The following is a 26,714-nucleotide window of genomic DNA, read 5'->3' as shown; positions in this document are numbered from 1 at the left end:
GGAAGGATGGAGACAAGAATGACAGATTTGTTTGCACCTTATGAACTGAAGGCCCTCACTTTGAAGAACCGGGTGGTTATGCCGCCGATGTGCCAATACGCAGTTGAGAAGCAGGATGGGATTCCGACGGACTGGCACTTTGTGCATTATGTCAGCCGCGCTGTCGGCGGTACCGGATTTATCATCGTAGAGATGAGCGGGATTCATCCGGATGGAAGAATTACCAATCAGGATACGGGGATCTGGGAGGACGGGCAGATTGCGGCGTTTAAGCGGATAACAGAGGCTGTTCATGCCCAGGGTGCCAAAATCGCCATCCAGCTGGGACATGCCGGCCGTAAGGCGGTGGATGCCAATCCCCCGGTTGCGCCTTCAGCGATCCCGTTTGATGCACATTCCCAAACGCCCCGTGCGCTGACGCGGGACGGGATTGCAGAGATGATCGGGGCATACCGGGATGCTGCCCGCCGGGCGGTCGAGGCCGGATTTGATACCGTTGAGCTGCATGGAGCCCACGGGTACCTGATCCACCAGTTCCATTCCCCGCTATCCAATGTCAGGGGTGACGAGTACGGCAGCGATCCCGCGCTGTTCGGTGAGCAGGTAGTGGAGGCGGTGCGTGAAGTGCTGCCGGCTGAGATGCCGCTTCTAATGAGAGTTTCCGCTAAGGAATATGTAGAAGGCGGATATAATGAAGCTTACGCACTGGAGTTCTGCCGCCGCTACAAAGCTGCAGGAGTAGACATGTTCCATGTATCATCCGGCGGGGAAGGCCCGATCGGCTCTAATGGAGGTCCTAATGCAGGACCGGCATATCAGGTAGAGCTTGCTGAGTACATACGCAGCGGATTGCAGGTACCGGTGATAGCTGTCGGCCGTCTGGAATCCTACGGGGAGGCCCAGGCGGTAATTACCGAAGCGAGGGCCGAACTTGTGGCTGTCGGCCGGGGGATGCTCAGTGATCCGTACTGGGCTTTGCATGCGGAAGAAGCGCTCGGAGGGGTACATCAGGACAATTTGCCTAAACCTTATATGCGCGGGATTTGGAACAAGAAATAGAAGGCTGTGATTGTGAAGTATGTCACAGATTTTAAGCTCCTTCTAAGGCATGGTTAATAAGATTAAATTTGAAGGAGCTTGATAACGTGGCGACGGTGATAAGTAACGAGCGGCTTGGAGACGGAGTATACCACCTGGTGGTTGAAGGAGGTAACGGCGGTGCTATGGGTCAATTCTACATGCTGCGGGCATGGGGAGCCTATCCGCTGCTGTCCAGACCGCTTAGCATACATCAGGTGAATGACAGCGGTGTTGATTTTTTGTATCACGTAGTAGGGGAAGGCACGGAGATTCTTGCCGGACTGAAGCCGGGCGACAAGCTTGAACTCGAAGGGCCATTCGGCACCGGCTTTCCGCATGTGGAAGGTAAGGTGGCGTTAGTAGGCGGGGGCATTGGAATTGCTCCGCTCTATTACTGCGCCCAGGAGCTTCCGGAGAGTGACATCTACCTCGGCTTCAGCCGGGAACCTTTCCGTACCGAAGCCTTCCGTCCACTTGCTGCCGAACTGACCGTCGATGTGGGCGGCCACATTCTAGACAGCGTGGATTTCACGGCCTATGATCATATATTTGTCTGCGGTCCCCATCCCATGCTGAAGGCGGCACAGCTCAAGGGCATAGCTGCGGAAACAGCCGGCAAGCGTCCTGACGTATATCTGTCGCTGGAGAACCGCATGGCCTGCGGCATCGGTGCCTGTCTCGTCTGCAGTGTATCCTGCAAGGATGGACAACGGAAGGCCTGCGCGGACGGACCCGTCTTCCTGGCTGGGGAGGTGCTGTTCCATGATTAATACAACTGCTACTATTGCCGGTGTTCATTTCAAGAACCCGATTGTTATGGCTTCGGGCACGTTTGGCTTCGGCCGTGAATATGGCAAGCTCTATGATGTATCCCTGCTTGGCGGAATCTCCGGCAAAGGGCTGACGCTCCATGCCAAAGCGGGAAATCCCGGTGTACGCGTGTATGAGACAGCTTCGGGTATGCTGAACAGTGTAGGACTCGAGAATCCGGGAGTGGAAGCCTTCCTGGCCAAGGAGCTCCCATACTGGGAGACACTGGATACGGCGCGTATCGTGAATCTGGGCGGCAACACACTGGCTGATTACGTGCTCGGCGCCGAGCTGATCCAGCGCGATGCGGATGCCCGCCTGCTTACAGGCAAACCGGCAGTGGATATGATCGAGCTGAACATCTCTTGTCCGAATGTGAAGGAAGGCGGCATCGCCTTCGGCGTGAAGACTCCGGCAGCGCTTGAGGTTGTCCGGGCAGTTAGAGCAGCAACCCGTCTTCCGCTGGCCGTGAAGCTGTCGCCGAACGCCGAGGATATCGCAGAGATGGCTGAGATGTGTGAGGCTGAGGGAGCGGATGCCGTCTCACTGATCAATACGATCTCAGGAATGAAGATTGATGTGCGCCGCCGCCGCAGTGTATTTAATAATCTGTATGCCGGTCTGTCTGGACCTGCCATTAAGCCTGTAGCCTTGCGGATGGTGCATCAGGTATCCAAACGAGTATCCATTCCGGTTATCGGGATGGGCGGCATCACCTCAGCTACCGATATTATTGAATTCATTATGGCCGGGGCAGCCGTCATTCAAGTGGGAACGTACAACTTCATGAATTTACGGGCCGGCAGTACGCTTGTCGAAGAACTGCAGCAGTTTATGGCTGAAGAGAATATCAGCTCGCTGGATGAAATCCGCGGTATTGTATAGCTGGAAGGCTGATCCTGCGATTCTGCATAACTTTTTTGCACAGCCTGAGAGATCTTCACTTGCCATGGTTAATATAATGGGTAGGGGGAATTCTGTTATGACATCCGATCAGCCGCATCCTGATGACATTGAGCTGTCTGAAATCACGGTTGGCCGTGACCTGCTGCTGCTAATTACCGGAGGTGTCCGTCATATCGGTGCGGCAAGCACCGCTTATATGGATGGTGACACTGCCAGGGTCATTACTTCGGCGGTACCGCATCATAAGGAGCATACGATCAGCGAATCGGTTGCACTCCGGGCAGCAGCAGCGCTGAACCGGACAGTCACGGTTGTGATGGGAATTCATTATGACAATCTGACCAAAGAGGGCATTATGGAAGTCGTAAATATTGTGAATACCAAAGTGGACCAATATTTATTGCAGAAGGTTTAACAATTTTTGAAACGATAGTGGCACTCCCTGCGTAAAAGATACCAAATGAGCAACTAACTTTTATTTTGGAGGAATGAACCATGTCTATATTTAAAAGATTGCGTGATCTGACCATGTCCAATGTGAATGCGATTATTGATAAAGCGGAAGACCCGGTCAAAATGACCGACCAATACATTCGTGATATGACCGAGGATCTGGAAGATGCGGAGAAAGCGGTAGCTGCCCAGATCGCTATTGAGAAGAAGTTCAAGCAACTGTACGAAGAGCAGGAAGCACTGGTGAACAAGCGTAACCAGCAGGCACACGCTGCCGCACAAGCCGGTAATGCAGATCTGGCCCGCCGTGCATTGGAAGAGAAGAAATCGGCTGAAGCCAAGCTCGTAGAGTACAAGACCAGCTTCGACCAGAACAAGGCTTCAGCGGACAATCTCCGCGGCAAGCTAGAAGAAATGCGCAAGCAGCTTACACAGATGAAGAACAAACGTGAGACCCTTGTTGCCCGTTACAACGCAGCGAAGGCGCAGACTGAAATCAACAAAGCCATGAGCGGATTCAGCTCCGATTCGGCTTCCGCCGGTCTCAAACGGATGGAAGACAAGATGCTTCAGGCAGAAGCGCAGGCAGAAGCCAGCAACGAGATGAGCTCCGGCAACAAATCGCTGGATGATGAATTCGAGAAGCTGGGTAAAGACCAGGCGGTTGAGAATGAGCTGGCTGCATTGATGAAGCAGTACGACAAACAATAATATATTGGCATAAGCCGGAGTTCAGGCGGTTGTCCACAGGCGAAGGGGAGACAGAACTAGCGGTTTCTCCTTCGCCTTATCTTTGTCTTACATGGAAGGTAATCTGAACAAGCGGGGGCTAAAGCAATGGATTTCCATACCCTGGTGTCCATGGTAGTGTGGACGGTCAGCGGCGCAGTACTGCTGTGTGTGCTGATGTTCGTGGATTCGCTGTTTACCCGTTATGATGATTTGGAAGAACTCAAAGCAGGCAATATGGCAGTCACTACGCGCTTTGTGCTGAAGCTGGGGGCTCAGGGCTATATTTTATCGTCATCCATTGCTGCGGCTAGCCGGCTTGGGGAAGCGCTTGTTGTCTCTATTGTATCTTTTGTACTGTTGTTCGTTCTGGAAAAATCAGCCGAGCTGCTGCTGGGCAGGGTGGGCAAGCTTGATCTCGATCATGGCACTCAGCTGGGCAAAGTCGGCTACGGTCTGCTTGCAGGCATTCTGCATGTAATCGGGGCTTTAATTATTGCTGCATTTATTCGTGGATAACATACTTACTCTGACACAACGAAGCGGATGCTTTCGAAGCGAGTTTTGCGAAGAAAAATCGACGTAGTGTATGCTAACAAAACTAAGCGGATGCTTTCGAAGCGAGTTTTGCGAAGAAAAATCGACGTAGTGTATGCTAACAAAACTTTTAGGAGGATTGATGGCTTTGGGTTTATGGAAAAGGATCGGTAATATGTTCTCGAAGCCGGAGGCGCCCGCTGCGCCCAAAAGCATGCTCGACCTGTCTCCCGGAGATATTTGCGAAGTATCTTTGGTAACCTACGAAGTAACAGGCCGGACGAAGACCAGCGGCCGCAATGCTGCTGTATTGACGCTTCGCGACGGAAGCCAGATTTCCTATCTGTATATTGAAGAACGGGAACAGCTGCAATACAGATTATATCATCCGATCGACGGGCGTCTGGATAGCCCTTCCGAGGTACCGGCTACCCTGGAGCTGGATGACTGTACCTTTTATCTGGAGGAAGAATACGAGGGGTATGCAGCAGTTACAGGACAGACTCCATACATGAATGGCGGAGAACAGCATGTCTGGCAGTACCAGTCGGATGATTCGCGGCTGCTGCGCGTAGAATGGCAGAATGGCCGGTTCATGCTCTATGAAGGTGAAACTGTCATTCCGGCTGATGTCAGAGTGATTCGTGCGTCTTAAGGTTAACATGGAGCAGAAGAGATCAGTCTGCTAACAACTGAAGCGTATTGAGATTAAGGGATGCAACTGCCTGCTACAGGCCGTATGCGTCCCTTTTTGCGTGTGAGCCAGCCCGGAGCTGAATTTCCCTTTGTAGTGCTGCATGTTAAAATAGGGCGTAGCTCAGCAGATGCAGGAAACTGCCAACTTAACAAGGAGGATGGACTACTTCCATGGCTAACCCAGAGAACCATAACAAGGAATATACCAATGATAAATTTCAGCGCTCGGCGCTTCAGGTGACAGAGGCTCAGGTTCGGCTGACAGCATATGCAATCCCCCTTACGGATGAAGAGGTTCCTTTGAATCAAAGCTGCGGGCGCTATCTGGCCCAGTCCGTTCATGCACCGCATCCTTTTCCGGCATTTGACCGCTCAAGTATGGACGGCTATGCAGTTATCGCAGCAGATACAGCATCGGCTGGCGATAACAGCGTGGTGTGGCTTGAGGTGGTCGATGTTATTCCCTGCGGCGCAGTAGCGTCAAGAGAGATTTCGAAGGGGACTGCTGCGCGGATCATGACCGGAGCGCAGGTTCCGGATGGCGCGGACACTGTAATTATGTTGGAAGCCACAGAGAGCCGGATGGAAGATGGTGTTACTTATGTGGGCATTCGCAAGCCGCAAGCGGCGGGACTTCATATTTCGCCGTGCGGCCTGGAGCTGGGGACAGGAGAACTGGTGCTGCCTGAGGGGAAAATAATCGGTGCCGGTGATATCGCTGCACTGGCTGCGCTGGGGGTCGCGAATGTTCCCGTGCATCGCAGACCTAAGGTAGCAATCTTCGCCACCGGGACTGAACTGCTTGAGGTGGACGAGCCGCTGGCTCCGGGCAAAATCCGCAACAGCAACTCTCCTATGCTGGAGGCGCTTGTACGGGAGGCAGGCGGAGAACCCGTAATGCTTGGTGCGATTGTTGATGATCTGGAGCTTGCCCGGAGTAAAGTGCAGATGGCACTGGAGAGCTATGATCTTGTAATTACAACCGGCGGTGTGTCCGTCGGAGATTATGACATTATGGGTGATCTGATCCGCGAGCAAAGCGGCGAAATGCTGTTTAACAAAGTAACTATGCGACCGGGCAGTGTTACAACAGCAGCGGTACGTGGAGGAACTATTCTGCTGGCCTTATCAGGCAACCCGGGAGCCTGCTTTGTAGGGTTCCAGCTGTTCGCCCGGCCTGTCATCGGGTTGATGCAGGGGGCGGCGCAGCCTTTTTTGCCGGAATGGACTGCTGCGCTTGGCGTGGATTATAAGCGGGTAAACTCCTTCACCCGGTATGTCCGGGCCCGGCTGGAGATCCGGGAGGGCGTTCTCTATGCATATCCAGCCGGCGTTGACGAATCCTCCGTGACGGTTACGATCAAAGACAGCGATTGCCTCATCGTCATTCCGCCGGATAGCGGGCAGATGACTTCCGGGGATAAGGTAACCGTACTTAAGCTGCCGGGGGAGATCCGGGGGTGAATAGTGGAGGAGACGGGAACCTCAACAGAAGCGCATATCAGCTTTGAAAGGAAAGGTTAAGGAACTGTGCAGAAGCAAGTAGAGCAAGTAGAGCCCGGGCGCGAACCCGGACGCGCGAACCTGAACCCGGACCCGAACCCGGACGCGGACGCGCGAACCCGAACCTGGGCGAAACCTCATAGATGGGTGCTCATCAGCATGGACAAGCGTATGGCCATGCTGAGCATGTCATTTTGTGAGGAAATGTAAGGGGAATACTGGGGTTTAACAACTTATGAGTGCTGATAAAACGTAGGCGCTTAATGTATTTTAACGTTTGATGACTTATTATTGCTTGATGTTTGGTTTAATAATTTATTTAATATTTTCACCATATGAAAAATTCATAATAGAAAAGTGACTAATGGTAGTGCATGAGATGCTGTAGTGCATGGAATGATGCTTAAGTTTGCTTAAGATTCATATCGTAGCGGCTTAAATGTTGTGCAACTCGGACCCCAAGATATCGGGGTGTTCAGAGAGATTGTTGTATGAAATACAAGAATTGGTTCGCTCAACGGCTTGGGGGAGGAGAATTGATGCATTTTGTACAACAATTCTCGATTATAGCCGGAATCATAAGGGGATTGTTGTATTTTGTGCAAGATTTGGCAAAGTAATCAGTCTTCCTCACACATCACGGGTTGAAAACGTAAAATCTTGCCCCAACAGACCAAAAGGTCCAATACTTACTGTGGTGAAGGCTAAAATTGATGTGAATATTTTTAATTCTGAGATGGATAACAACGTTATTGTTTCTAATATTACAACATATGAAAAATTCACAATAGAAAATCAAAAAAAGTTAAAGCAACCTGCCAGCAGGATCATCCCATCGTGCTCCTATTTTCATAATGCGCCTCCCGAAAGACGGGTTACAAGGGAAAGCCCTAAGTTCTCAGAATACTTAATGAATATCAAAAAGAAACCCGGATCAACTACGATCCGGGTTTCTTGATTATCTAAGCTCAGAAGCAGAAATATGCTTCAAACCGCTGCTTTGTCGCGTAGAGCCCAAATCAGGCATAAGGATACCCATGATCATCCGCATGCAGCTGGAAAAGGGAGAATCAGGTGTACAAATGCGCTTGTACCTGAAGATATGGTACAGACAGTCTGAAAACCTCAATCAACACACAAATACGCCAGTAACTAGCCAGCTGTTGATATAAAACAAGCATCAGAGCAGCCTAACTTAGTCTCAACCTTTGTCCACTGACCAGTGCTCAGGATGCGTAAGCGATCCCGGCAGCTTGGTAGCCGAATTTCCCTTAGCGGCTTGCAGCTGCGCTTGGGTAAGGAAGAGGCTGTCCCGCAGATCGGCGCCGCTCAGATTCGTGTCACGGAGGTCAGCGCCGATCAGGTCGGCATGCCGCAGATCCGCACCGCTGAGGTCAGCGGCGATCAGATAAGCGCCGCGTAAGCTGACACATCGGAGTTCGGCCTTACGCAGCTTGGCGCCGATCAGATCTGCCCCGCGGCCGTAGTTTTTCTGCCGCTTGGGAGCGGGTTCCAGCTGCGCCCGCGCGGCATTGCGTGCCAATTCGCTGGCGCGCAGCAGCAGTTCGTTGACTTCAGCGCGCTGAACTGGCACATCTAGCGTCAGGAGTTCTTCCGGGCTGAGTGTAGTCAGGTTCAAGGTTCGTTCAATCATCAGCATAAGAGAATCATGCAGAATATCAGCGCCGGGGAATGCTATCGCCTCCCGCAGATACCATAGCAGCTCATGAAGCTGGCGCATCACCAGGAAGACCTCGAACATCTGCCCAGCGATTTCAGGGGCCTGCTGCCAGTCACGGCCTCCATAGGTCAGATTAGAGACCTTCTGCCCGGCTCCGAAGCAGTCATACACTGTGCAGCCCCGGAAGCCTTTCTCCCGCAGTTCCGTGTGAATTCCGCAGCGGAAGTCATCCCGCAGATTGGGGCAGGGCTGTCCGGCATTCTTATCAATAGCGAAGTCGGACGAAGCGGCAAAAGGGAGCGCCGCGCAGCACAGGCCGAAGCAGTCCAGGCAGTCAGAGTGCAGCTCAAGCAGTCCAGTGTCCTGAGTTTCAGTCCAATTTAAATAATTTTCAATCAAAGGAATAATACCTCCACATAATTAATGAGACTCTGCCCTGAGCATTCCGCAAATGTCAGACTATTGGGAAGATTCACTCTCCAGACGGCGTTCAATAGCTTCTGACATTGTTTTGTCCGTGAGATGGGCATAGATTTCGGTGGTTTCAGTTGAAGCATGTCCGAGCTGTTCCTTCGTCCTGTAAATATCATTTTGCAGATAATAGTCGGTTGCGAAGGAGTGCCGCAGCTTGTGTACAGTCAGATAAGGTTTGCCGAACCGCTTGGCGTATTTGATAATCATTTCTTGAATCGCCCGCTTGGTCATCCGTTTGCCCTCAGTGCTGCCATTTGGCAGGGTGATGAAGAGCGCTTTCTCCCGTTTGGGAGTCTTGTATCTGGACTGGCGGAGGCTGAGGTACAAGCTGAGATCGTCCTTGGCCTGCTCGCGGAAATAGACCGGGGTCTTGAAGGTTTCGTCATTGTGACCCTTGCGGAAAACATAGAGCAGCTTGTTGTTCACATCCAGATCATCCACATTGAGATTGACTACCTCGGATACGCGCAGGCCGGAGTTCAGAATCAGACTGGCAATACAGGCATCCCGCTCACGGTTCAGCTGAAAAGAATAATAAGCCTGCTTGTTGGCTTCTACATCCTTGCCATAACCCTCGTAGATATAGCCTACGAATTCCAGCAACTCCTCATCCTCCAGAATTTTGCCCTTCAGCTTGGCGGCCGTATCCTTCGGTTTGTGAATCCGTTTGATCTCCACCTTGGCCATAATATTACGCTTAAGCAGCGGATAAAAGTTCTCATCCTCCGCAATCTGGCTTAAATAGTGGAAAAGGGAGCGAAGCGCGGACAGCTTGCGGGACACGGTAACGCGTGTGTTGGCACTCTCAGCCCGAGTAGTCAGATGCAGGCGGTAGCCGACGATGCTGTCCATATGCAGGGTCTCTAGATCGAGCAGCGTAATTTCAGTATTGCTCGCAGCTGCGGATAGACCTTCACCGCGCAGCCAGCCGAAAAAGGATTCATAATCACGGATATACTCCAGCAGAGTGGAGGGGGACAGATCCGGACGCTTATAATCGATGAACTGCTGCACGAACCAGGGCATCTGCGGCAGACGCTGGTCGAGGTTTTTCCGGTCGGTGTTTTTTTGAATACTGATAGGAATCACCTTCTTTATAGTTTGCCGGAAGCCGAAAGGGCTGTCATTCTATCTTAACATGTTTTTAGCATTTTATGGCTTGAATCTGTGCCCGGGCTGGCAGTGCCCTTGCTCCTGATGTAACAAAGTTATATGATGTGAAGTAAACGAAAACGGCAGAGGTGAACCTGATGGAACTTGGAATCGAGCTGGTTCCTAAAGAGCAGAAGCAGATTATAAGCAGATTAATGCAGTTCTATTTGTATGATTTTACGCGGTACCTGGAGCTGCAGGTGGACCGGGACGGATTGTTTCCGTCTTATCCCGGGCTGGAGGCCTACTGGAACAGCGGTCTAAACAAGTTCGCCTACTTATTCACGGTAGACGGCAATATCGCCGGCTTTGCGCTTGTAGACCGGCTACTACGTGATCCGGAGGGACAGTTCTATATGACAGAGTTTTTTGTGATGCAGAAATACCGCCGCAGCGGCGTAGGAACCTGGGCTGCACACCGGCTGTTCGATATGTTCCCCGGCGACTGGAAGGTCTCGCAGATCCGTGCGAATACGCCTGCGCGTAACTTCTGGCACCGGGTGATCGGTTCCTATACAGGAGGGGAGTTCCAGGAGAGGTTCAACTCCCGGCAAGGCAATCCCAGCCAATACTTCAGCACATTAAATACTAATAGGATTAAGAAATAAATGCGGAATTCCTGAACATGAATTGACTGGTTAATCACATACATTTACCTGAATGGCGCGCAACTTTAAGGTGCTTCCAGCGTCTGGTAAATGAGGTGATCACAAATGTCCATGTGTAAAAGTGCACTCGGAGCGGGCTGCATTACAATGGTATTAGCGCTCAGCACAGGCTGCGGCAACGGGGCAGAGATTAATTCGTCCGGTGCCGTGGGGTTGGCACAGCCGTCCGCAACGACAGCTGCAACAGCTGCAGTATCCGTTACTCCAACTCCATCTCCAGCCCATGCTACCCCGGCAGTAATCCAAACAGAACCGCCTGCGGTCAAATCAGTCGCGCTGATTCCGGCAGTACCGGATTACAGCGAGAGCGGCAGAGGATATGAGATTAAGGGAGAGGTTGTCCAAGCAGCGTTCTCCGCAGATCAGACATTACCACTGGGGCTGTTCATGCCTGAAACGATGGTGCGGTTTGAACAGGACGGGAGGTCCGCCTGGGGCACACCGGATAAACAGAATTATATTACTTTGATGAAACTTGATGCAGCGGATGCGGCAGCTGGTGATGGAGAATTTGGGCCAGGCAATGATCTGGTGCTGCTGAAATATAAGGAATACCTCGGAAGCAAAGTAGAAGAAAGCACAGTAAAAGGAAGCCAGACGGCCGAAGCATTCAAATTCACGGCCAAAGATCAGGCTTACAGGGCGGAAATCCATATACAGGATGGACAACGTACAACTTTGCTTCCTGTGTTCATTGATATGCTTAGAGATGTTGAATATATGAAGAAGCAACCGCCCATCACTCCGGGTGTGTTCTTAACAGCGCCGGATGTAGGAAGTGATCCCGGGAAAAAGCAGGCGCTGCAGGAAACGATGGACTGTCTTGAAGCCTGGGCGGCAGGGGACAAGGAGAAGTTCGCGGCTACTATGCACTCCCCGCAGCTGAATGAAGCTCTGCAGTTTTTCCTGGACAATAAGAACGTCTACCGTTTCTATGAGTTGACCCTGACAGGCATCCCTGTTGAAGGAACCAAGCGGGCCGGATTCTGGGTCAGGTATACGCGGATGACCTCAGAGGGCTATATTGTAGACGGAGGGAATGAGATTTCTCTGCTCAAGAACAAGCAGGGCGAGTGGAAGATTGCCAACATAGATTAGCCGTGAGAAGAAGATTGTACGCAGATAATAAGTGTGCTATAATTTGCACATTAACACCGCAAAGAGGAGTCAATACTTCCTATGGCAGAGCTCAAACGATTTGGTTATGGATTGCAGGCGTTAGTCGTGCTGGCTTCAACAGCAGGACAGTACTCCAGTGTGGAGATTGCGGAACAGATCCGCTGCGAGCCGACTGCACTGCGCAAAATTCTGTCCCGGCTTACAGAAGCCGGTTATATCGAAGTACGCCAAGGCCGTGGCGGGGGCTATACACTGGCTAAACCACCCGGAGAGATTACTCTGGCAGAAGTGTATTTGTCCATGCACGATGATGTGCCTATGCTGGACGGCATGCTGGATACTACCGGCAATCATTTGTTTGGACAGAAGGTCCGCCAGTCGTTCGATCAGATTATGACGGATATCCGTTATCAAGTGGAACATGTGCTGAAATCCTATACGATTGCTGACTTAGTGGAGTGACGTGAGAGTTCCGGGAGCCAGTTTCAACAGCTGGTTTTTTTTGCGATAAAGTGTGCTGATAAATGCACATTTAACGGTTTGATCATTTTATTTTGGAGGAGAGAAAATAATGAAAATTCACTGGTTTGGACACTCCGCTTTTCAGCTCATATCACAGCAGGGGACGGTAATTCTGATTGATCCCTACGGGAAATTCCTTGGTTACCGGATGCCTAAAGTTAAGGCGGATATTGTAGCCGTTACCCATGATCATAAGGACCACAGTCAGATTCAAGTGGCTGAAGGTCCCTATGAACTGATCAACCAGCCCGGGCATTTCAGTGTGCGGGGAGTGGAGATTCAAGGGGTAGCCACGTATCACGATAATGTGGAAGGGGCAAAAAGGGGCAATAATATCATCTTCGTGTTCACGGTAGACGGACTCCGGATTTGCCATGCCGGTGATCTCGGCCATGCTTTGAATGCCCGGCAGTTGGAGCAGATTGGCAGGGTTGACGTGCTTATGACCCCTGTCGGCGGAAAAGCGACGCTTGATGGTACAGGTGCGGCAGCCGTAATGAAGCAATTGCAGCCGGCGGTTGCCATACCTATGCATTACAGCACCAAAGCGCTGGGGTTGCTTGGCCGGTTGTTTTTTGCCAAAGCGGATAAGTTCTTGCAGGCTGCAGGGCAGCCTGTTAACGTAGTAGAAGAGCTGGTCATTACCAGCGAGACTCTGGCCGGACAACGTGGTGTATATACTCTTCAATATGAACCAAGCTGAATGGGCTGGAAAAGAGGATTATGAATGTCAAACCAATCTGTGACTCGGCGTAAGCCCTTATATGTCCTGATTACCCTGATTACCGCTTTGGCTGGAGGGGCGATCTTTATGCTGCTGCATCTGCCGCTGCCCTGGCTGCTTGGCCCGATGATTGCTGTTCTGATAGGCTCCAACCTGCGGAAACAAGTGTATACCTGGCCCGGGCAAATACGGAATACCGGTATGATTATCGTCGGTTATACCATTGGTCTCTCCCTGACAGGTTCTGCACTGAATCAAATCGCTTTCCAGCTGCCCTCCATGCTGCTGATGACCACGTTACTGCTGCTGTTCTGCGCGGGTATTGCAGTAATTGTATCTAAGGTATCGGGGACTAACTACAAGACTATCCTGCTGGGAAGCATCCCCGGGGGGTTAACCCAGATGCTGGTGCTGGCCGAAGAGTCAGAGGATATCAATCTTACGGTTGTTACGGTCATTCAAGTGGTCCGGCTGATGATGATTATTATCTGTGTGCCGCTGCTGATCTACAGTCCGCTGTTTGCCAGCCACGCTGGCGGGGGAGAGAATACACCTCTTCTGGTTGAATCTGCGGCCGGGTGGGGAGGGCTTTTCCCGAATATCTTTTATTTTGGCGTCGCTTGTACGGTATGCGGAATTGTAGGCCAAAAGATTAGATTTCCCACCGCGTATCTCCTCGGTCCGGCTATTATTACGGCAATTCTGCAGATCAGCGGTCTTCAGGGTCCCGCGCTTCCGGATATTTTAATCAATGCCGCGCAGCTGATGATTGGCGTATATGTCGGATTGCTGCTCGATCCGCGTAAGCTGAACAATAAACTGCTGACCCTGTCGCTGGCTGTAGGCAGCGGGGCAGTGCTGATTGCCGGAGCGTATGGCCTCAGCCTGCTGTTCGCTTATCTGGATTCGGTATCATCGGCAACCGCGCTGCTCAGTCTTGCTCCCGGAGGGATGGATCAGATGAGCCTGATCGCGCATGAGGTAGGGGCGGATTTGCCAACGGTGGCCGGGTACCAGCTGTTCCGGACGTTTTTCATCTTTTTTGCGGTTCCACCGTTGTTTAAATTGATTTTCCGGGAGAAGAAAAGTAAAAAAGCAGCCATGAGTTAACATATTTAATGTTATGTTAACCAATATGCAGGCTAATGATAACAGTCAACTCATACAAAAATAGAGGCTTTTCTGAACCGGTAAGATTTCATTTAAAATAAAGCTTGGGGTGGCCACTGGGCCATCCCGGTTTTTTTGTCTTGTGGTGGAGAGAGGAGGGAGTGACCAAAGATTCATTTGGGGGAGAAATTTATGTTGGATAATTTTATAATATGTATTGTAAATTAGTGACTATAGTACTAGAATTAAGCTTGCAAAAGTTTATATATTTAAAAGTTCAGATGTTAACACTCTTTTTTGTCGAAATACGTCAGGTAAATCGCCTGATATTGGCTAAATCAATGATCCATTTTATAACGGCAAACTATTTGAAAAGATAGGACGCAAAGCAATGGGCCTAAAGATGTAGAATACACATCAATGGTTGCCAAGCTACCAAGAAGAGCAAAAGCCAAGGGATATTCTTTTAAGGATAACCTATCTCTCACCGCAGGATGCTCTTATGTCAAATGACACTGATTACACAAAAAAGGAGCTAACAGAATGCCACACCGTATGTCCGAGAAATATTTGAATGAATTGATTGATCAACTTGAGATTGAAGAAGCATCGCCTGCGGATAACCTGTCTCTTTCCGTGCAGGCAAGTGACAAACATGACAGAAATGGAATTATTATTGTTCAAAACAACCAATTATTCATTACCCCGCCGCTACCCGGCGGCAAACCGGCAATTCTCTCGGCGGTATCCCCCGTAGTCCTTAAGGTCAATAATGTGCAGGTTACAGGTCCTGTGCAGGTTGAGTCTGCTGACTCAATTACCTGGTTCATACAGGAACCTCCCCCTTTTGAGATCACTGTCTCCGAGGATAGGCTTAAAGCTTTTTTCACCCTTCATCATGTAAATCAATACGCCTGGAATCTGGTCAATTCCCCTGCAACCGGTAATCTCATTCTAAAGGCCGAAATTGATACCTCGATTCTGCTGTCAACACTTAGTATCGAACAGATTATTGCCGATTTCGAGAAAAGACGGATTAGCCATAACTTGAATATTCCTATGCTGTATGTTGAATTGAATAATCCGACGTATCAGCCGTTATGTGTCGTGGAGGGCAGGCCGCCTATCCCGGGGACGGATGCGAAGCTGGATCTGTTTTTTGCCGAGAATATTGAGAATGCTTTCAATGAAAGTGAAGGCTCAGTTGATTTCAGGAACCATTTGCGTATTCCTTCAGCGAAGCAAGGCGATGTTATTGCCCGCAAGCATCTTCCAAGTGAGGGGATCCCCGGTTATGATGTTTACGGCAGTATTTTGCCCGCTGCGCCTCCCCAAGATATCAAAGTAGTGGCCAAAGAGCATACCCTACTCCTGCCAAACTATGAAATTACAGCCCTCAAGGAGGGCAGACCAAGGATGACAGGCAACAAAGTCAAGTATTTCGATATCTCGACAGCCTACATTGTTCCGGGGAATGTGAATATTCAAACCGGCAATATCGTATTTTCAGGTGATGTCATCGTTTACCAGGACGTTGAAGATAATATGATTATTGAGTCCTTGGGAAATGTCTATATTTACGGGAATGTCTACAATTCTACCATTACAGCAACGGGGAGCATTCTTGTCAGGGGCAATGTGGTTAACAGCCAGTTGTATTCCGGTTACTTCGGAGTGATGTATAACCGTCTGTACAACCTCTCCAGACAGCTGCTCGAAGAAGGTAATCTGCTGCGGGATGCAGCTAATCTGCTTGCCGAGAAGGTGGAATCACGTCATCAGACGGTGAAGTACGGACAGGTTATTCTTTTGCTGATGGAGAGTAAATATAAGAAGATTCCAGATCTGATCCGGGATTTGCAAGCCGTGTTTGCCAACATTAAGCTTACCTATCATCATGACAATGAACAGCTGAAGAGGATGCTTGATGTTTTTTTGCGCCCGACACAATTTATTGATTTCTTTAGTGATGCTGTATTGGCTTCTTTTTTGAAATTACTGAAGGATTTGTATTCCGGAGTAGCCCGGATGCAGGAGGTGAAGGTGCGGGTGGATATTCCACAATGCCATAAAAGTATCATCAAATCCAACGGGGATATCTACATTCACAAGGATGGGATTCTGCAAAGTGAGCTATTATCCTCAGGAGATATCACCTTCTTAATGAAAGATGCCGTCTGCCGCGGATCGCAGCTGGAAGCAGCAGGTACCCTAACCACTCAAATAGTAGGAGGCGAATCAAGCGCCAATTCCTCACTAAAAGCAGGCCGCAAGATCATTATCCGCAAAATGTATGCAGGCAGAGTGACGGTGGGACGGTATTCTGAAGAGATCATCGAACCTGTGGAGGATATGATTTATACACCGCAGTCGCTACAGCGGCTGCGGTGAGCAACCAATCCGGCACCAGAACAAAGAACAAATACCCTTCCAGGCCGGGCTTGGAGGGGTATTTATTCTCGTCAGGAACATCGAGGTGAAAGAAAGGAGACATAAACAATATTATGTTAACCCCTCATCCAATCATCCGTCAACCATCGCTCCACCATCATCCAATAGTTACCCCAACCGTTATAAAAATACAACATATGAAAAATTCATAATAACAAGACCACAAAATTAACTCGTCCTATCTACTTCACACACCCACAACATTTTACTGTACCTGCCTACAATAAAACGGAAAAAGAAGCAAATATCATTAACGGCAGCAGAAATCAACTAAATTTATCGCGATTTTTCTCAATTTAACGCCACTACGTTCGAATCACAATTAGCCCCTTTTAGCTGATCCGTCAGCATAAACGCTATCTCCAAGGACTTCAGTGCATGCTGTATGGAAAGGATCGAATCTGTTCCGTCCTGCAGACACTGTAGGGCATGGCGTAAGCTTTTTTCATAAGGATTGTTAGGGGGCAAAGGAATGTTCTCTTGGCCTTCAGAGGAATATACGGTTAAACTGGCCTCTATATCTCCGTTCGCATAACTGACCTCGTGGAACACCAGCTTCGCCTGCTCGAAATAAGCTTCATAACTGACCGTAAAAGGATAAGAATCCGGCATCTGCGAAGAGACAATCAGCTGGGCGCTCACCTCAGGCTGAAGGAAGGAGGCATGCACCAGTGCTTGGCCGTCTTTACCTCCAGAGGTACCCCAGACCGCAGAAGGCGCAGGTGAATCCAGCAGCCAATCGATGAAATCCAGTTCATGGATCATCAGATTAGCCGCAATGGCAGAGAGGCCGAGATCCCCCCAGAGCGGAGCGGTTTCCCGGCGCAGGGTGACTTGCAGCAGCTTGCCGTATGTAGCGTCTTGAACCGTCTTATATAAATACTCATAAGCATAATCGAATTTGATGAATTGGTTGACCAGAATTCTGCGGCCGTATTGTTGTTCCGCCAGGAGCATTTCCTGTGCATCTTCCAACTTCTGTGCCACCGGCGTTTCGCTAAATACATGTTTCCCGCTTCTCAGCGCCTCCACAGCGTAAGTCTTATGCAGCGCAGAGGGCAGGCAGATATCCACAATATCGATTGTTGGATCAGACATAATGTCCTCTATAGACATCGTGATCTCTACTCCAAGCTCTTCTTTCAGCTTCAGCAGCTTAGCTTCATTCCGTCCAAAGACAACTACACGGTCTATGCATTCCATTTGCTTCAATAGCGATGCATGATAAGCTCCAAAACCTGTTCCCAATATGCCAATATTCATTTACAGCAGCTCCTTAGATTTGATACATTCATCATAACGTTCGATTGTTGACAACAGAGTGGCAAGAATAGATTGTTGAACTTATAGGTTAGGGGGATTATAATGCGGCTGCACCGCTTGATTGCGATTCTTTTATTGGTTGAATCCCGGGGCAGGATGAAGGCAGCTGCTCTGGCAGAAGCCCTGGAAACGTCTGTCCGCTCCATCTATAGGGATATCGATGTGCTGGCTGAATCGGGAATTCCTCTCGTGACAACAACCGGGCCGAACGGTGGAATTTCCCTGATGGAGGGGTATACGGTGAATCTGCGGCGGCTCCACGGTGAAGAGGTAGTTCAGCTCTTTTTAACGGGGATGGGGATGCCTGCAGGCGGTTCGGGCGAGACCGGTCTTCTGCTCCAAAATGCTCTGCTGAAGCTGGAAGCAAGTCTGCCCGCTCCCTATCAGGAGGATATCCGTACCGCGCAGAGCCGTTTTCTGTTCGATGATACACCGTGGTGGAGTGATCGGGCGGTAGTGCCATATCTGGAGACGCTGCGCACTGCGGTGTGGCGGGGGCGAAGGATTGAGGTGCAGTACCGCAAAGTGAATGGAGAGCTCTCCTGCCGGAAGCTGCATCCATATGGACTTGTTGTCAAGCAGGGCGATTGGTATCTGGCCGCTTATTGCGAAGGCGCAGAGGCTGTTCGTACGTTTAAATGCGAGCGGTTTGCCGCGGTGTCGTTAATAGAGGGGACCTATACTATCCCAGAACACTTCTCCCTGCAGGAATACTGGAAGGAAGGAGAGCTTGCCTTCATTAATGCCAACAAAGCACGGGAAATCTACCCCGTAATCATCCGCACGCCTGTGCAAAATCAGGGTATCTGTAAGAGGTTAGAAGTTATGAATATGGAACCAGAGGGTGAATTCCAGATCATCACTGCGAATATGTACGACTATGAGACTGCGTGTGAGAAGGTGCTGCCCTTGCTTGTCCAAGCTGAAATTATGGAACCGGCAGAGCTTCGGGAATACATTAGCAGTCAGGTGCGTATATGGAATAAAATGTATTGGTGAGATTGATATTGTCGAGATAGGGAAACATAATTAATATTATGTTAACTAATTGAAGGCGAGTGGTTGTTAAGCAATAGTTCGCGAGTGAATTTATGGCAGAGTGTTATTGTTATAGAGCCAGGTAGTCAAAATAATCCCCAGACCTAAGCTTCTCAGCCAAGTCTGGGGATTAGTGATGTCTTAGGCACTTATGTTAGCCTTATTGCCAGCTTCGGCAAGCTCTCTGCTCCGGAGCCTTTTGTGCGCCGTAATCAGGAAAGGAAGGCCAAGAGCCGTTGTCAAAGCCAGCGGGACGAATACAGCCGGACCATTCGCCGTGCCGAATTGATCAAGCAGCAGTCCTCCGAGAATCGGAGCCATTACATTGCCTAGATTATTGAAGCCGATCGTACCGAAATAAGTACCTTTCCACTCCGGCCGGGCAATCCGGTCTATCAGCATATCCATCATCGTGAAGAGCAGGACTTCCCCGACTGTGAACAGCACGACACTGAACATAATCAGCGCGACTCCGCCAGGCATGCCAAACAGCAGCAGACTGAGAGCGACACAGCAATTTCCCAGGATCAGAGGAATGATTGGCGGGAATTTACTCGCTGTGCGGACGATCGGGTATTGCACCACCAGCACCGTTATCGCATTCAGAGACAGCATGTAGGAGAAGAGCTGTCTGCCATTACTGAAATGGGGGTTGTTCGCCAGATATTGCGCCAGTGTTGAACTGAAGTGCCCATATCCCAGCACGCAGAAGATCGTACCGAGCAGAACGGGCAGGAAGACCTTGTCCCTTCCGGTGGTAGACAGCGCTTCAAGCAGCTTCGGTGTCCGGGCTTCGCCATGAACCGGCAGGCTGGCACGGTGTACAGAGAATTGCAGGAACAGTACAAGTCCATAGGCGATATAGACGATCCCGGCGATCATGAACGGGAATGTGGATTTGGCTGAGCCCAGCTGCAGGCCAATGATCGGCCCGAAGACCACACCCAGATTGACCGCTGCATACCGCAGATTGAAGACCAGCAGCTTGTGATCCGGCGGTGTAATATCCGAGAGTAAAGCCCGCGAGGTCGGTTCGAATACTGCACGGCATAGCCCATTTAGCGTATTGACGAGGAAAAAGACCCATAAATGCTGCGCGGCTGAGAAGCCGAAGAATACGCAGGCCCAGCCGAACACGGAGACCAGCATAACGATTTTGCGGCCGATCACGTCAGATATGTAACCGCCGTAGAAGCTGATCAGAACACCCGCCAGAGAGCTGACGGCTACCGTAAATCCTGTTTGGGTGGCAGTAGCGCCCAGGACTTGTGTCAGGTAAATCGATAGAAAAGGGATACTCATGGAGGTGACCAGCCGGCCGAACATCGTTCCGATGATAATGGTCCAAGCCAGAGGATGAATGTGCCGCAGATGCTGTTTCATAGAATCAGATGTCTCCTAATCGGGTGATTGAATTTGACGAATGCTTCTTGATGCTGTATTAAGTATAATTGTATAGATAAAAGGATGAAATAAAAGTGTAAGGATTTCATGTGACTTTTCACCTTTAAAGGAGCCTGGATATATGGACAATAGCAGCATGAATTATCTCTGTTTGGCCGCGGCTTTAGACCCGGCTTTCAGTATACAGCAGCCCATTCCGGTCACTATTGAGCAACTAACCGGCATCTTGTGCTGCACGCCGCGCAATGTAAAGTTTATTCTGCGGAAGCTTGAGGAACAGCAATTGATTACATGGATACCCGGAAGAGGCAGAGGGAATTATTCGCAGCTGACGTTCCTGCGCAGTGTGGACGAGGTGCTGGAGGAGAAGTTTCAGGACATGGTCCATAAAGGCCGGATTAAACCGGCGATCGAGTTAATTGGCCAATATCAGGTGAACGAGCCGCTTAAGGAACGTCTGCTGGCAGTACTCGACAAACAAATGGGCTTCTGGAGTGAGCCGGACTCCATATCCGGGCAGGAGGTGCTGCGGATTTCCCGTAACCGCCCGATGGAGAAGCTGGACCCGGCGATGGTGTACACAGCTTTTGAAACCTATTTGCTGGGGCATATTTGCAGTACATTAATTACCTATGATGCAGAGAATGGCAGCTTTCTGCCTGGGCTGGCGCATACTTGGGAGGCCAATCCGGACAGTACAAGTTACCTGTTCTATTTGCGTAAGGGGGTAAGGTTTCATCACGGACGGGGGATGACTTCACGGGATGTCAAAGAGACCTTGCAGCGTCTGACCGATCTGAATAGTCCGGCGATCAGCCATTTTAAGGATATCTGTCATGTCGAGCTGGAAAGTGATTATCGTATCCGGTTTGACCTCGTGCAGCCCAATACCTTTTTTCTGCATCTGTTCAGTTCAATCTATATGTCTATTCTGCCTTATGATGTGGATTTCGCCGCTAATCCGGTAGGGACGGGGCCATATCAGGTACTGGATCTGAATGAGGATGTACTGGTGCTAGGCGCATATGACCTCTATTACGGAATCCGCCCGCTGCTGGACCGGGTGGAAATCTGGTATTTACCGCATTTGGGATCGAGTGTCCGCCAGTATCAGCTTACGGATGCCGGGCACAACCCGCTTCCTCCCGGGGAAGAGCAGGGCCATAGCATTGATTACCCGGCCTTGGGTTGCCGCTATATCCTGTTTAACTTTAGAAGAGAAGGACTTCACCATCAGCAGGCTGTACGGCAAGCGTTACGGATATTGTACAATCAGCCGGCCATGATCCGGGAGCTCGGGGGCAACCGGATTATGCCGGCGGACAGCTTTTTACCCTGGAAGAGTAATCAGCAGGAGTTCAGAGAGCCATTGCTTGAGGAAGCAAAAGCGCTGCTTCAGGCTGGCGGCTATGGGGGAGAAGTGCTGACGATTGCCTACCGGAGCCGGAAGGAGGATCAGGAGGAGGCTTTATGGCTGCAGGAACGTGGCGGGAGGATCGGACTTAAGCTCCAGCTGCATCCTTTGACCGAATACGATCTCGCAGATATCATGGGCTATGCTGACTTGCTGATTGCCGAAGAGGTGCTGGAGGATGACTGGCAGTGGGGGATGATCAATTATTTCCGCAATGAGTCGAACTATCTGCATGATCTGCTGCTGGATCGTCAGAAATCAAAGCTGCAGCGGTTACTGGAGCATTTCTCCCGTCTGCCTGCTGAAGAGCGGGCGGAGCTGCTGGATCTGGCGGAAGACCAATTGCGCGACAACTGCTGGGTGCTCTATGGATGCCATATGAACAAAAAAGCGCAGCTTAGCCAAAACCTGTTTGGACTGCAGACCGGCTCTTTCGGATTTCTGGATATTTCGAAGCTATGGGTTAAATCGGGATTCCAGTAATTCGACCTCCATCTCACCGCAGCTGATAGAAAATTGCCGCATGGGGTATATAGATACATAGACCACGGCGGGAGCCGTACGAAATCAGCTGCGCAGGCGTTTGCCGGATTTCGGTATATGAGCTTAAGGAGGCTGCCGGATAATGGAGCAGACAAACGAAAGCATAAGAAGCTTAATCAAAAAGGGCAATAAATCCTCAGGCTCGGCTGCTATCGGCAATACAGGGATTGCCATCGTTAAGGGAATCGCTTTTGCACTGACAGGCAGCGGTTCAATGTTTGCCACAATGATGCATTCGATTGCCGACGCTGTGAATCAGATGTTTGTATTTACAGGCAGTGTGCTGGCTGAGAAAAAACCGACACGCCGCTTCCCGGACGGTTTCGGACGGGTGATTAATCTGTTCTGCATGGTGGCCGTAATTGTTGTAACCATCATGGCGTACGAGACAATGCATGAAGGCTTCCATCTGCTGAAGCATCCGGCAACGGATTCGCAAGGCTACTGGATCAATGTGCTGGTACTTGTGCTGTCGATCGCGGCAGACGGATTCGTCTGGGTTAAGGCGATGAACGAGGTGCTGCATGAATCAAGGGTTGAGGCCAAGGGGCTGGGCAAGTTCACGGCTTCCCTCAAAAATGTAAAAAGAGCCGCCCCGCCTACCCGGCTTGTCTACTATGAGGATCTGGTCGCAACCAGCGGCGGGCTGCTCGCCATGATTGCCATTCTGGTTACCGCTTTTACAAACTTCAAGCTGCTGGATGGTGTGAGCAGTATTCTGATTGCCTTCATGATGATCGGGGTGGCCTTCCGTGTAGGCTACGACAACATGGTCGGGTTGATCGGTGTGGCTGCACCGCCGGAGATTGAGGAGCGGGTGGCAAAGATTATTTTTGATGACCCTTGGGTGACGGATATTTATCAGATGCGGATTCTGCAGGAGGGGCGTTATTATCACGTCGAAGGACTCATTGAGCTGAAGCGGGGATTGACACTCGCCGATGCCGACGACATTAAGTTCAAGGTAAGGGACAAGCTGCTTGCAGACCCGCATATTTCGGATGTGACGCTCGGCATACTCGAGGATAATGGAATTCAGAACTGGGTACCGCAGCATGAGCTGCAATGAGTCTCTGCTTAAGCTGGAACAGGAGAGAGGGTTAACTTGAAGAAACGGCTGCTGCCCCTAGGGGACAAGCAAGCCGTTTCTTTGTGCAGGCGAAGCTGGGTTTACCTCAGACCGCCGCCTGCTGCTTGCCGTCACATTTCTTGCAGACGGTGAGCTTATCGCCCGTCGGACTTTTGCCGAAATACAACAGCTTGATACGGGTGCTCCCGCAGATCGGGCAGGTACCTCTTGCTCTGGAAGGGGTGCGCCAGAGTGCTTTGCCGCGCTTGTTTTTGGCCATGATACGTCCCACCTTTGTAATGTATACCCATATCCTATGCCCAGAGGGAACTTACGGTTCGGCCGGAGCTGAAATCATTTGAAGGGAAAGGGCGTCCGTTGAAAAAGGAGCTAAATTGGCCGAAATATGCCCCGAAAAAACAGCGTATAACATAAATTATACGCTGTTTCGGTTCTGAGAGACTTTTATATGAGTTCTGGCACTAGTGATCAGCTCAAATAGAGTCAATTTAGTAGAATAATAATATATTAATGTAATATAATCCCATTCTCGAAATTTGCTCAGGCTTTCATGGTTTCTGCGCTCTGAACGCATGCTATAATAATTGGAAAACAAATGCTGGAGGTATTGTATTGGTACATAGCAGCCCGAAACATAAATGGAGATCGGACAAGCTGTCTCATCTGGGGTCGTCAATTTTTGCTGAGGTGGCCGCCTGGAAGGCGGAAGCACGAAAATCTGGACTGGAGGTCATTGATCTCGGGATTGGCAGTCCGGACCGGGCGCCTCTGTCTGAGATCCGTCATGCCTTAAGCGAAGCTGTGCTACGGGAGGATAGTTATTCCTATCCGGCTTCCAAAGGAAGCGATGCGTTCCGCAAGCAGGCTGCCAAATGGATGAAGTGGCGTTTCGACGCTGAAGTGGACCCCAATGAAGAAATCGTAGCCCTGATGGGTTCGCAGGACGGACTGGCACATCTCGCACTAGCGGTCTGCAATCCTGGGGATCTGGCGATTGTGCCGGACCCAGGCTATCCGATCTATTCAGGATCACTGGCTATAGCCGGCGTTAGAGCCTTGCCGCTGCCGCTGCTGGAAGAGAATGCGTTCCGGCCCGATCTGGAGAGCATCCCTGATGAGGTATGGCGTGAAGCGGTATTTATATTACTCAGCTTTCCCGGCAATCCGATATCTGTCACGGTAGATCTGGCTTATATGGAGCGGTTAGTGGAGCTTGCTCTTAAATGGGACGTGCTGATCATTCATGACCTGGCCTATTCGGAGATGGGCTTCGATGGCTACCGGCCCGTCAGTATCCTTCAGGTCCCTGGAGCGCTGGATACGGCGGTTGAATTTCATTCCTTCTCCAAAAGCTTCAATATGGCCGGCTGCCGCATCGGCTTCATGACGGGCAATGCTCAGGCCGTTGGGGCACTGCGGGAGCTGAAGAGCAATGTGGATTACGGTGTCTTCGATCCCATCCAGGAAGCGGCAGTCGCAGCGCTGGAGCAGGCGATGACTTCCGGACCGGAGCAGGGAGTGGCTGCGCTGTATGAACGCCGCAGGAATGTTTTTGTGGAAGCCTTGGCACATGAAGGCTGGAGTGTGCCATTGCCGGAAGCAACGATGTTTATCTGGGCGAGGCTGCCGGAGACCTATGGGGTGAACGGTGAAGCGGGAAGATCACAGAGCTTCGCTCATGAACTGTTACTGAAGACCGGGGTAGCGGTGATTCCCGGAAGTGCTTTTGGGAGTCAGGGAGAGGGTTACGCCCGGATAGCGCTGGTTGAGGATGAAGAGCGGCTTCTGGAAGCCGCCCGGAGGATAGGGGAGTTTCTGCGTACGAACGTTTAAACTTCGCGTATGTTACTGATATTCTTGTGGCAGGGCAACGGCTAAGATATGGTGTTCAGTAGGAATCAGTGCGGTTCCATGATCGATGGTTATATTGCCGAAGTATGGATACTTTGAACCGCTGTTGATCATCCCCAGCAGTGCGCCGGTATCGGAATGGTTAATCGAGATATAGCCATTCTTGTAAATGGCGAATACAGCCTTGCCAACGTGCTGCAGGTGCTCCACCTTGTCTGCCGGATGATCGAACGCAACGACATTGCCGTTCGCAAGATTGATTCCGCTAATCTGTGTCTCATGCTGGAAGAAGGCCATTCCGTCCGCGGGACCGGCCAGCCAGTTGCCGAAGCTAGCATAGCTTGTGGGGGCCGTATCGGTATCCGCTCCACGCTTAAAGCGCGTAAGAGTATATCCATCCTGGTCGAGATTGCCGTCTGCCGTATAAACATAAGAGTTCTGGATGGAGGTAGCGGCACTCCCCAATCTGGAGATGTCGTCCAGCAGATTATAGTTTTCCCGGCCGGAAATCTTGCCTGTAGCGGGATTCAGTTGTACCAGAGTCAGCTGGTAACCCGGCACGGCCGTTGCCGTATTCCCCGCTGCAGTCTTTGCCTGCTCACGGAGTAATAGTTGTCCATTCTGATAAGTCACATAACTATATAACCCCTCAATTCTCCACAGCCGCTTCCCGGTAGCCGGATCAAGGCCGTAGAATTGGGTGCGGATGTTATCGACCGTGCTGGAAACGACGAACACACCTGAATAATCTCCATAAACGGTCCCCGCATACATAGGAATATTCTTATTCTCCCATAGTTTCTTTCCGGAAACCGGGTTATAGGCCGCGACAACGCCGTACTCATTGGCAAAATAGACTTTTCCGTTAATCAGGCGGGCCTGTGCCCCAATCTCTATAGGCCGCTCCGACACCTTAACCTTCCAGATCAGCTTTCCGGTGGCAGCGGACACTTTGACGAGCTGTTCCTGATTGTCGATGAAGAATACGGAGTTATTCGTGACGATTTGCGGATGCTCCCCCTGTTTATAGGACCACTGAACTTTGCCGGAGGGTATATTTTTGGCGTAGAGCGTCTTGTTGCTGTCTGAGTAGTAGAGAATTCCATTCATAATAGGCGGCTTGCTGTCATACATGCCCATGCCATCCGTGGCTACTTGCCACTTCAGGGGCAGCAGCAGATCTTTGGAGACCGCAGGGACTGCATTGTTCGCGGAAGCAGCGTATGCTGTACCCGGCAAGAGGTCAGTTGAAGAGAGAGCGGTGAGGGATGAGAGCAGGGAAAGGGCGAGTATGCTGGTGAGGATGGGTTTCATTGGCGGCATCTGAGTCATCTCCTTGATGTGTCTTGTTCTAAATAGTAAGACGCCGGGAGGAAGGATTGGTTGCTAAAATAAGGAAGACAATATTGTAACCGGAGGTAAAGCCACAACTATAA

Annotated in this window: 25 protein-coding genes and 1 riboswitch; of the genes, 19 read left to right on the top strand and 6 right to left on the bottom strand. The window is 50.5% G+C overall.

The genetic code is table 11. The annotated features are described in order from the left end of the window. The first annotated feature begins 18 nt into the window (after positions 1-18). The 9 genes from GC101_RS02145 (at position 19) to GC101_RS02105 (ending at position 7,672) form a co-directional block, all read left to right on the top strand. The gene (locus tag GC101_RS02145) at positions 19-1,059 is read left to right on the top strand and encodes an NADH:flavin oxidoreductase/NADH oxidase (RefSeq protein ID WP_171715926.1); all 1,041 of its coding nucleotides are present in this window, start codon (positions 19-21) and stop codon (positions 1,057-1,059) included. An 86-nt stretch (positions 1,060-1,145) separates the two neighbouring features. Next, on the top strand, positions 1,146-1,850 hold the full coding sequence (locus GC101_RS02140) for a dihydroorotate dehydrogenase electron transfer subunit (RefSeq protein WP_042137793.1): 705 nt from the start codon (positions 1,146-1,148) through the stop codon (positions 1,848-1,850). Beyond that, positions 1,843-2,775, top strand: a complete 933-nt coding sequence (locus tag GC101_RS02135; protein ID WP_042137792.1) for a dihydroorotate dehydrogenase — start codon at positions 1,843-1,845, stop codon at positions 2,773-2,775. The genes GC101_RS02140 and GC101_RS02135 overlap by 8 nt, the downstream gene beginning before the upstream one ends. 97 nt (positions 2,776-2,872) lie before the next feature. Further along, positions 2,873-3,211 (top strand): prenylated flavin chaperone LpdD, encoded by a 339-nt coding sequence (gene lpdD, locus GC101_RS02130; RefSeq protein ID WP_171715925.1) that lies wholly within the window; start codon positions 2,873-2,875, stop codon positions 3,209-3,211. An 80-nt stretch (positions 3,212-3,291) separates the two neighbouring features. After that, positions 3,292-3,960 (top strand): PspA/IM30 family protein, encoded by a 669-nt coding sequence (locus tag GC101_RS02125; RefSeq protein WP_171715924.1) that lies wholly within the window; start codon positions 3,292-3,294, stop codon positions 3,958-3,960. Between the two features lie 126 nt (positions 3,961-4,086). Next, the gene (locus GC101_RS02120) at positions 4,087-4,497 is read left to right on the top strand and encodes a DUF350 domain-containing protein (RefSeq protein ID WP_171715923.1); all 411 of its coding nucleotides are present in this window, start codon (positions 4,087-4,089) and stop codon (positions 4,495-4,497) included. A 166-nt stretch (positions 4,498-4,663) separates the two neighbouring features. Next, positions 4,664-5,170: a DUF4178 domain-containing protein gene (locus tag GC101_RS02115; RefSeq protein WP_039299317.1), complete on the top strand. Its 507-nt coding sequence runs from the start codon at positions 4,664-4,666 to the stop codon at positions 5,168-5,170. 212 nt (positions 5,171-5,382) lie between these two features. Continuing rightward, complete coding sequence (locus GC101_RS02110; protein WP_171715922.1) at positions 5,383-6,675, top strand: molybdopterin molybdotransferase MoeA; 1,293 nt, start codon at positions 5,383-5,385, stop codon at positions 6,673-6,675. Positions 6,676-7,198: 523 nt separating this feature from the next. Then, positions 7,199-7,672: a hypothetical protein gene (locus GC101_RS02105; protein WP_171715921.1), complete on the top strand. Its 474-nt coding sequence runs from the start codon at positions 7,199-7,201 to the stop codon at positions 7,670-7,672. 243 nt (positions 7,673-7,915) lie between these two features. Here GC101_RS02105 and GC101_RS02100 read toward each other — a convergent pair whose 3' ends face one another. Together GC101_RS02100 and xerS are read right to left on the bottom strand one after the other, a co-directional pair. After that, the gene (locus GC101_RS02100) at positions 7,916-8,794 is read right to left on the bottom strand and encodes a pentapeptide repeat-containing protein (protein WP_171715920.1); all 879 of its coding nucleotides are present in this window, start codon (positions 8,792-8,794) and stop codon (positions 7,916-7,918) included. Positions 8,795-8,854: 60 nt separating this feature from the next. Beyond that, on the bottom strand, positions 8,855-9,949 hold the full coding sequence (xerS, locus tag GC101_RS02095) for a tyrosine recombinase XerS (protein WP_171716268.1): 1,095 nt from the start codon (positions 9,947-9,949) through the stop codon (positions 8,855-8,857). Positions 9,950-10,119: 170 nt separating this feature from the next. On the opposite strand from xerS, the gene GC101_RS02090 reads away from it, so the two are divergent. The 6 genes from GC101_RS02090 to GC101_RS02065 all read left to right on the top strand — a co-directional run bounded on the left by GC101_RS02090 (position 10,120) and on the right by GC101_RS02065 (position 16,555). Next, positions 10,120-10,629: a GNAT family N-acetyltransferase gene (locus GC101_RS02090; RefSeq protein WP_039299018.1), complete on the top strand. Its 510-nt coding sequence runs from the start codon at positions 10,120-10,122 to the stop codon at positions 10,627-10,629. Positions 10,630-10,734: 105 nt separating this feature from the next. Further along, positions 10,735-11,787, top strand: a complete 1,053-nt coding sequence (locus GC101_RS02085) for a hypothetical protein (RefSeq protein WP_171715919.1) — start codon at positions 10,735-10,737, stop codon at positions 11,785-11,787. An 81-nt stretch (positions 11,788-11,868) separates the two neighbouring features. After that, the gene (locus tag GC101_RS02080) at positions 11,869-12,270 is read left to right on the top strand and encodes an RrF2 family transcriptional regulator (RefSeq protein WP_171715918.1); all 402 of its coding nucleotides are present in this window, start codon (positions 11,869-11,871) and stop codon (positions 12,268-12,270) included. Positions 12,271-12,379: 109 nt separating this feature from the next. Then, positions 12,380-13,033: an MBL fold metallo-hydrolase gene (locus GC101_RS02075; RefSeq protein ID WP_171715917.1), complete on the top strand. Its 654-nt coding sequence runs from the start codon at positions 12,380-12,382 to the stop codon at positions 13,031-13,033. A gap of 24 nt (positions 13,034-13,057) precedes the next feature. Further along, complete coding sequence (locus tag GC101_RS02070) at positions 13,058-14,164, top strand: AbrB family transcriptional regulator (protein WP_171715916.1); 1,107 nt, start codon at positions 13,058-13,060, stop codon at positions 14,162-14,164. Positions 14,165-14,512: 348 nt separating this feature from the next. Further along, a riboswitch (cyclic di-GMP riboswitch) is annotated at positions 14,513-14,604 on the top strand. A 103-nt stretch (positions 14,605-14,707) separates the two neighbouring features. After that, positions 14,708-16,555 (top strand): flagellar assembly protein A, encoded by a 1,848-nt coding sequence (locus GC101_RS02065; protein ID WP_171715915.1) that lies wholly within the window; start codon positions 14,708-14,710, stop codon positions 16,553-16,555. Positions 16,556-16,906: 351 nt separating this feature from the next. On the opposite strand, the gene GC101_RS02060 is transcribed toward GC101_RS02065, so the two are convergent. Next, positions 16,907-17,878 (bottom strand): Gfo/Idh/MocA family protein, encoded by a 972-nt coding sequence (locus tag GC101_RS02060; RefSeq protein WP_171715914.1) that lies wholly within the window; start codon positions 17,876-17,878, stop codon positions 16,907-16,909. 102 nt (positions 17,879-17,980) lie between these two features. Here GC101_RS02060 and GC101_RS02055 point away from each other — a divergent pair, with 102 nt between their 5' ends. After that, on the top strand, positions 17,981-18,937 hold the full coding sequence (locus GC101_RS02055) for a helix-turn-helix transcriptional regulator (protein ID WP_171715913.1): 957 nt from the start codon (positions 17,981-17,983) through the stop codon (positions 18,935-18,937). Between the two features lie 180 nt (positions 18,938-19,117). On the opposite strand, the gene GC101_RS02050 is transcribed toward GC101_RS02055, so the two are convergent. Continuing rightward, entirely contained in the window at positions 19,118-20,359 is a 1,242-nt protein-coding gene (locus GC101_RS02050; RefSeq protein ID WP_171715912.1) for an MDR family MFS transporter, read from the bottom strand. A 142-nt stretch (positions 20,360-20,501) separates the two neighbouring features. On the opposite strand from GC101_RS02050, the gene GC101_RS02045 reads away from it, so the two are divergent. Both GC101_RS02045 and GC101_RS02040 read left to right on the top strand, forming a co-directional pair. After that, a complete protein-coding gene (locus GC101_RS02045) occupies positions 20,502-22,277 on the top strand; it encodes an ABC transporter substrate-binding protein (protein ID WP_171715911.1) in 1,776 nt (591 codons plus the stop codon). Between the two features lie 142 nt (positions 22,278-22,419). Next, the gene (locus tag GC101_RS02040; RefSeq protein WP_171715910.1) at positions 22,420-23,406 is read left to right on the top strand and encodes a cation diffusion facilitator family transporter; all 987 of its coding nucleotides are present in this window, start codon (positions 22,420-22,422) and stop codon (positions 23,404-23,406) included. A gap of 106 nt (positions 23,407-23,512) precedes the next feature. On the opposite strand, the gene GC101_RS02035 is transcribed toward GC101_RS02040, so the two are convergent. Beyond that, positions 23,513-23,686, bottom strand: a complete 174-nt coding sequence (locus GC101_RS02035; RefSeq protein WP_171715909.1) for a hypothetical protein — start codon at positions 23,684-23,686, stop codon at positions 23,513-23,515. Positions 23,687-24,039: 353 nt separating this feature from the next. Here GC101_RS02035 and GC101_RS02030 point away from each other — a divergent pair, with 353 nt between their 5' ends. Continuing rightward, entirely contained in the window at positions 24,040-25,260 is a 1,221-nt protein-coding gene (locus tag GC101_RS02030; protein WP_171715908.1) for an aminotransferase class I/II-fold pyridoxal phosphate-dependent enzyme, read from the top strand. Between the two features lie 12 nt (positions 25,261-25,272). Here GC101_RS02030 and GC101_RS02025 read toward each other — a convergent pair whose 3' ends face one another. Further along, a complete protein-coding gene (locus tag GC101_RS02025) occupies positions 25,273-26,601 on the bottom strand; it encodes an outer membrane protein assembly factor BamB family protein (protein WP_171715907.1) in 1,329 nt (442 codons plus the stop codon). Positions 26,602-26,714: the final 113 nt, after the last annotated feature.

The organism is Paenibacillus phytohabitans (assembly GCF_013141775.1).
In the GTDB taxonomy this organism is placed as follows: Bacteria; Bacillota; Bacilli; order Paenibacillales; family Paenibacillaceae; genus Paenibacillus_AQ; species Paenibacillus_AQ phytohabitans.
Note: the sequence above shows the minus strand (reverse complement) of the source record. Positions and strands in the feature narration are given on the sequence as shown.

Coding starts and splice junctions, on each gene's coding strand:
- GC101_RS02145 (WP_171715926.1), top strand. CDS start 19: ATGACAGATTTGTTTGCACCTTATGAACTGAAGGCCCTCACTTTGAAG.
- GC101_RS02135 (WP_042137792.1), top strand. CDS start 1,843: ATGATTAATACAACTGCTACTATTGCCGGTGTTCATTTCAAGAACCCG.
- lpdD (WP_171715925.1), top strand. CDS start 2,873: ATGACATCCGATCAGCCGCATCCTGATGACATTGAGCTGTCTGAAATC.
- GC101_RS02125 (WP_171715924.1), top strand. CDS start 3,292: ATGTCTATATTTAAAAGATTGCGTGATCTGACCATGTCCAATGTGAAT.
- GC101_RS02120 (WP_171715923.1), top strand. CDS start 4,087: ATGGATTTCCATACCCTGGTGTCCATGGTAGTGTGGACGGTCAGCGGC.
- GC101_RS02110 (WP_171715922.1), top strand. CDS start 5,383: ATGGCTAACCCAGAGAACCATAACAAGGAATATACCAATGATAAATTT.
- GC101_RS02090 (WP_039299018.1), top strand. CDS start 10,120: ATGGAACTTGGAATCGAGCTGGTTCCTAAAGAGCAGAAGCAGATTATA.
- GC101_RS02085 (WP_171715919.1), top strand. CDS start 10,735: ATGTCCATGTGTAAAAGTGCACTCGGAGCGGGCTGCATTACAATGGTA.
- GC101_RS02080 (WP_171715918.1), top strand. CDS start 11,869: ATGGCAGAGCTCAAACGATTTGGTTATGGATTGCAGGCGTTAGTCGTG.
- GC101_RS02075 (WP_171715917.1), top strand. CDS start 12,380: ATGAAAATTCACTGGTTTGGACACTCCGCTTTTCAGCTCATATCACAG.
- GC101_RS02070 (WP_171715916.1), top strand. CDS start 13,058: ATGTCAAACCAATCTGTGACTCGGCGTAAGCCCTTATATGTCCTGATT.
- GC101_RS02065 (WP_171715915.1), top strand. CDS start 14,708: ATGCCACACCGTATGTCCGAGAAATATTTGAATGAATTGATTGATCAA.
- GC101_RS02060 (WP_171715914.1), bottom strand. CDS start 17,878: ATGAATATTGGCATATTGGGAACAGGTTTTGGAGCTTATCATGCATCG.
- GC101_RS02055 (WP_171715913.1), top strand. CDS start 17,981: ATGCGGCTGCACCGCTTGATTGCGATTCTTTTATTGGTTGAATCCCGG.
- GC101_RS02050 (WP_171715912.1), bottom strand. CDS start 20,359: ATGAAACAGCATCTGCGGCACATTCATCCTCTGGCTTGGACCATTATC.
- GC101_RS02045 (WP_171715911.1), top strand. CDS start 20,502: ATGGACAATAGCAGCATGAATTATCTCTGTTTGGCCGCGGCTTTAGAC.
- GC101_RS02040 (WP_171715910.1), top strand. CDS start 22,420: ATGGAGCAGACAAACGAAAGCATAAGAAGCTTAATCAAAAAGGGCAAT.
- GC101_RS02035 (WP_171715909.1), bottom strand. CDS start 23,686: ATGGCCAAAAACAAGCGCGGCAAAGCACTCTGGCGCACCCCTTCCAGA.
- GC101_RS02025 (WP_171715907.1), bottom strand. CDS start 26,601: ATGCCGCCAATGAAACCCATCCTCACCAGCATACTCGCCCTTTCCCTG.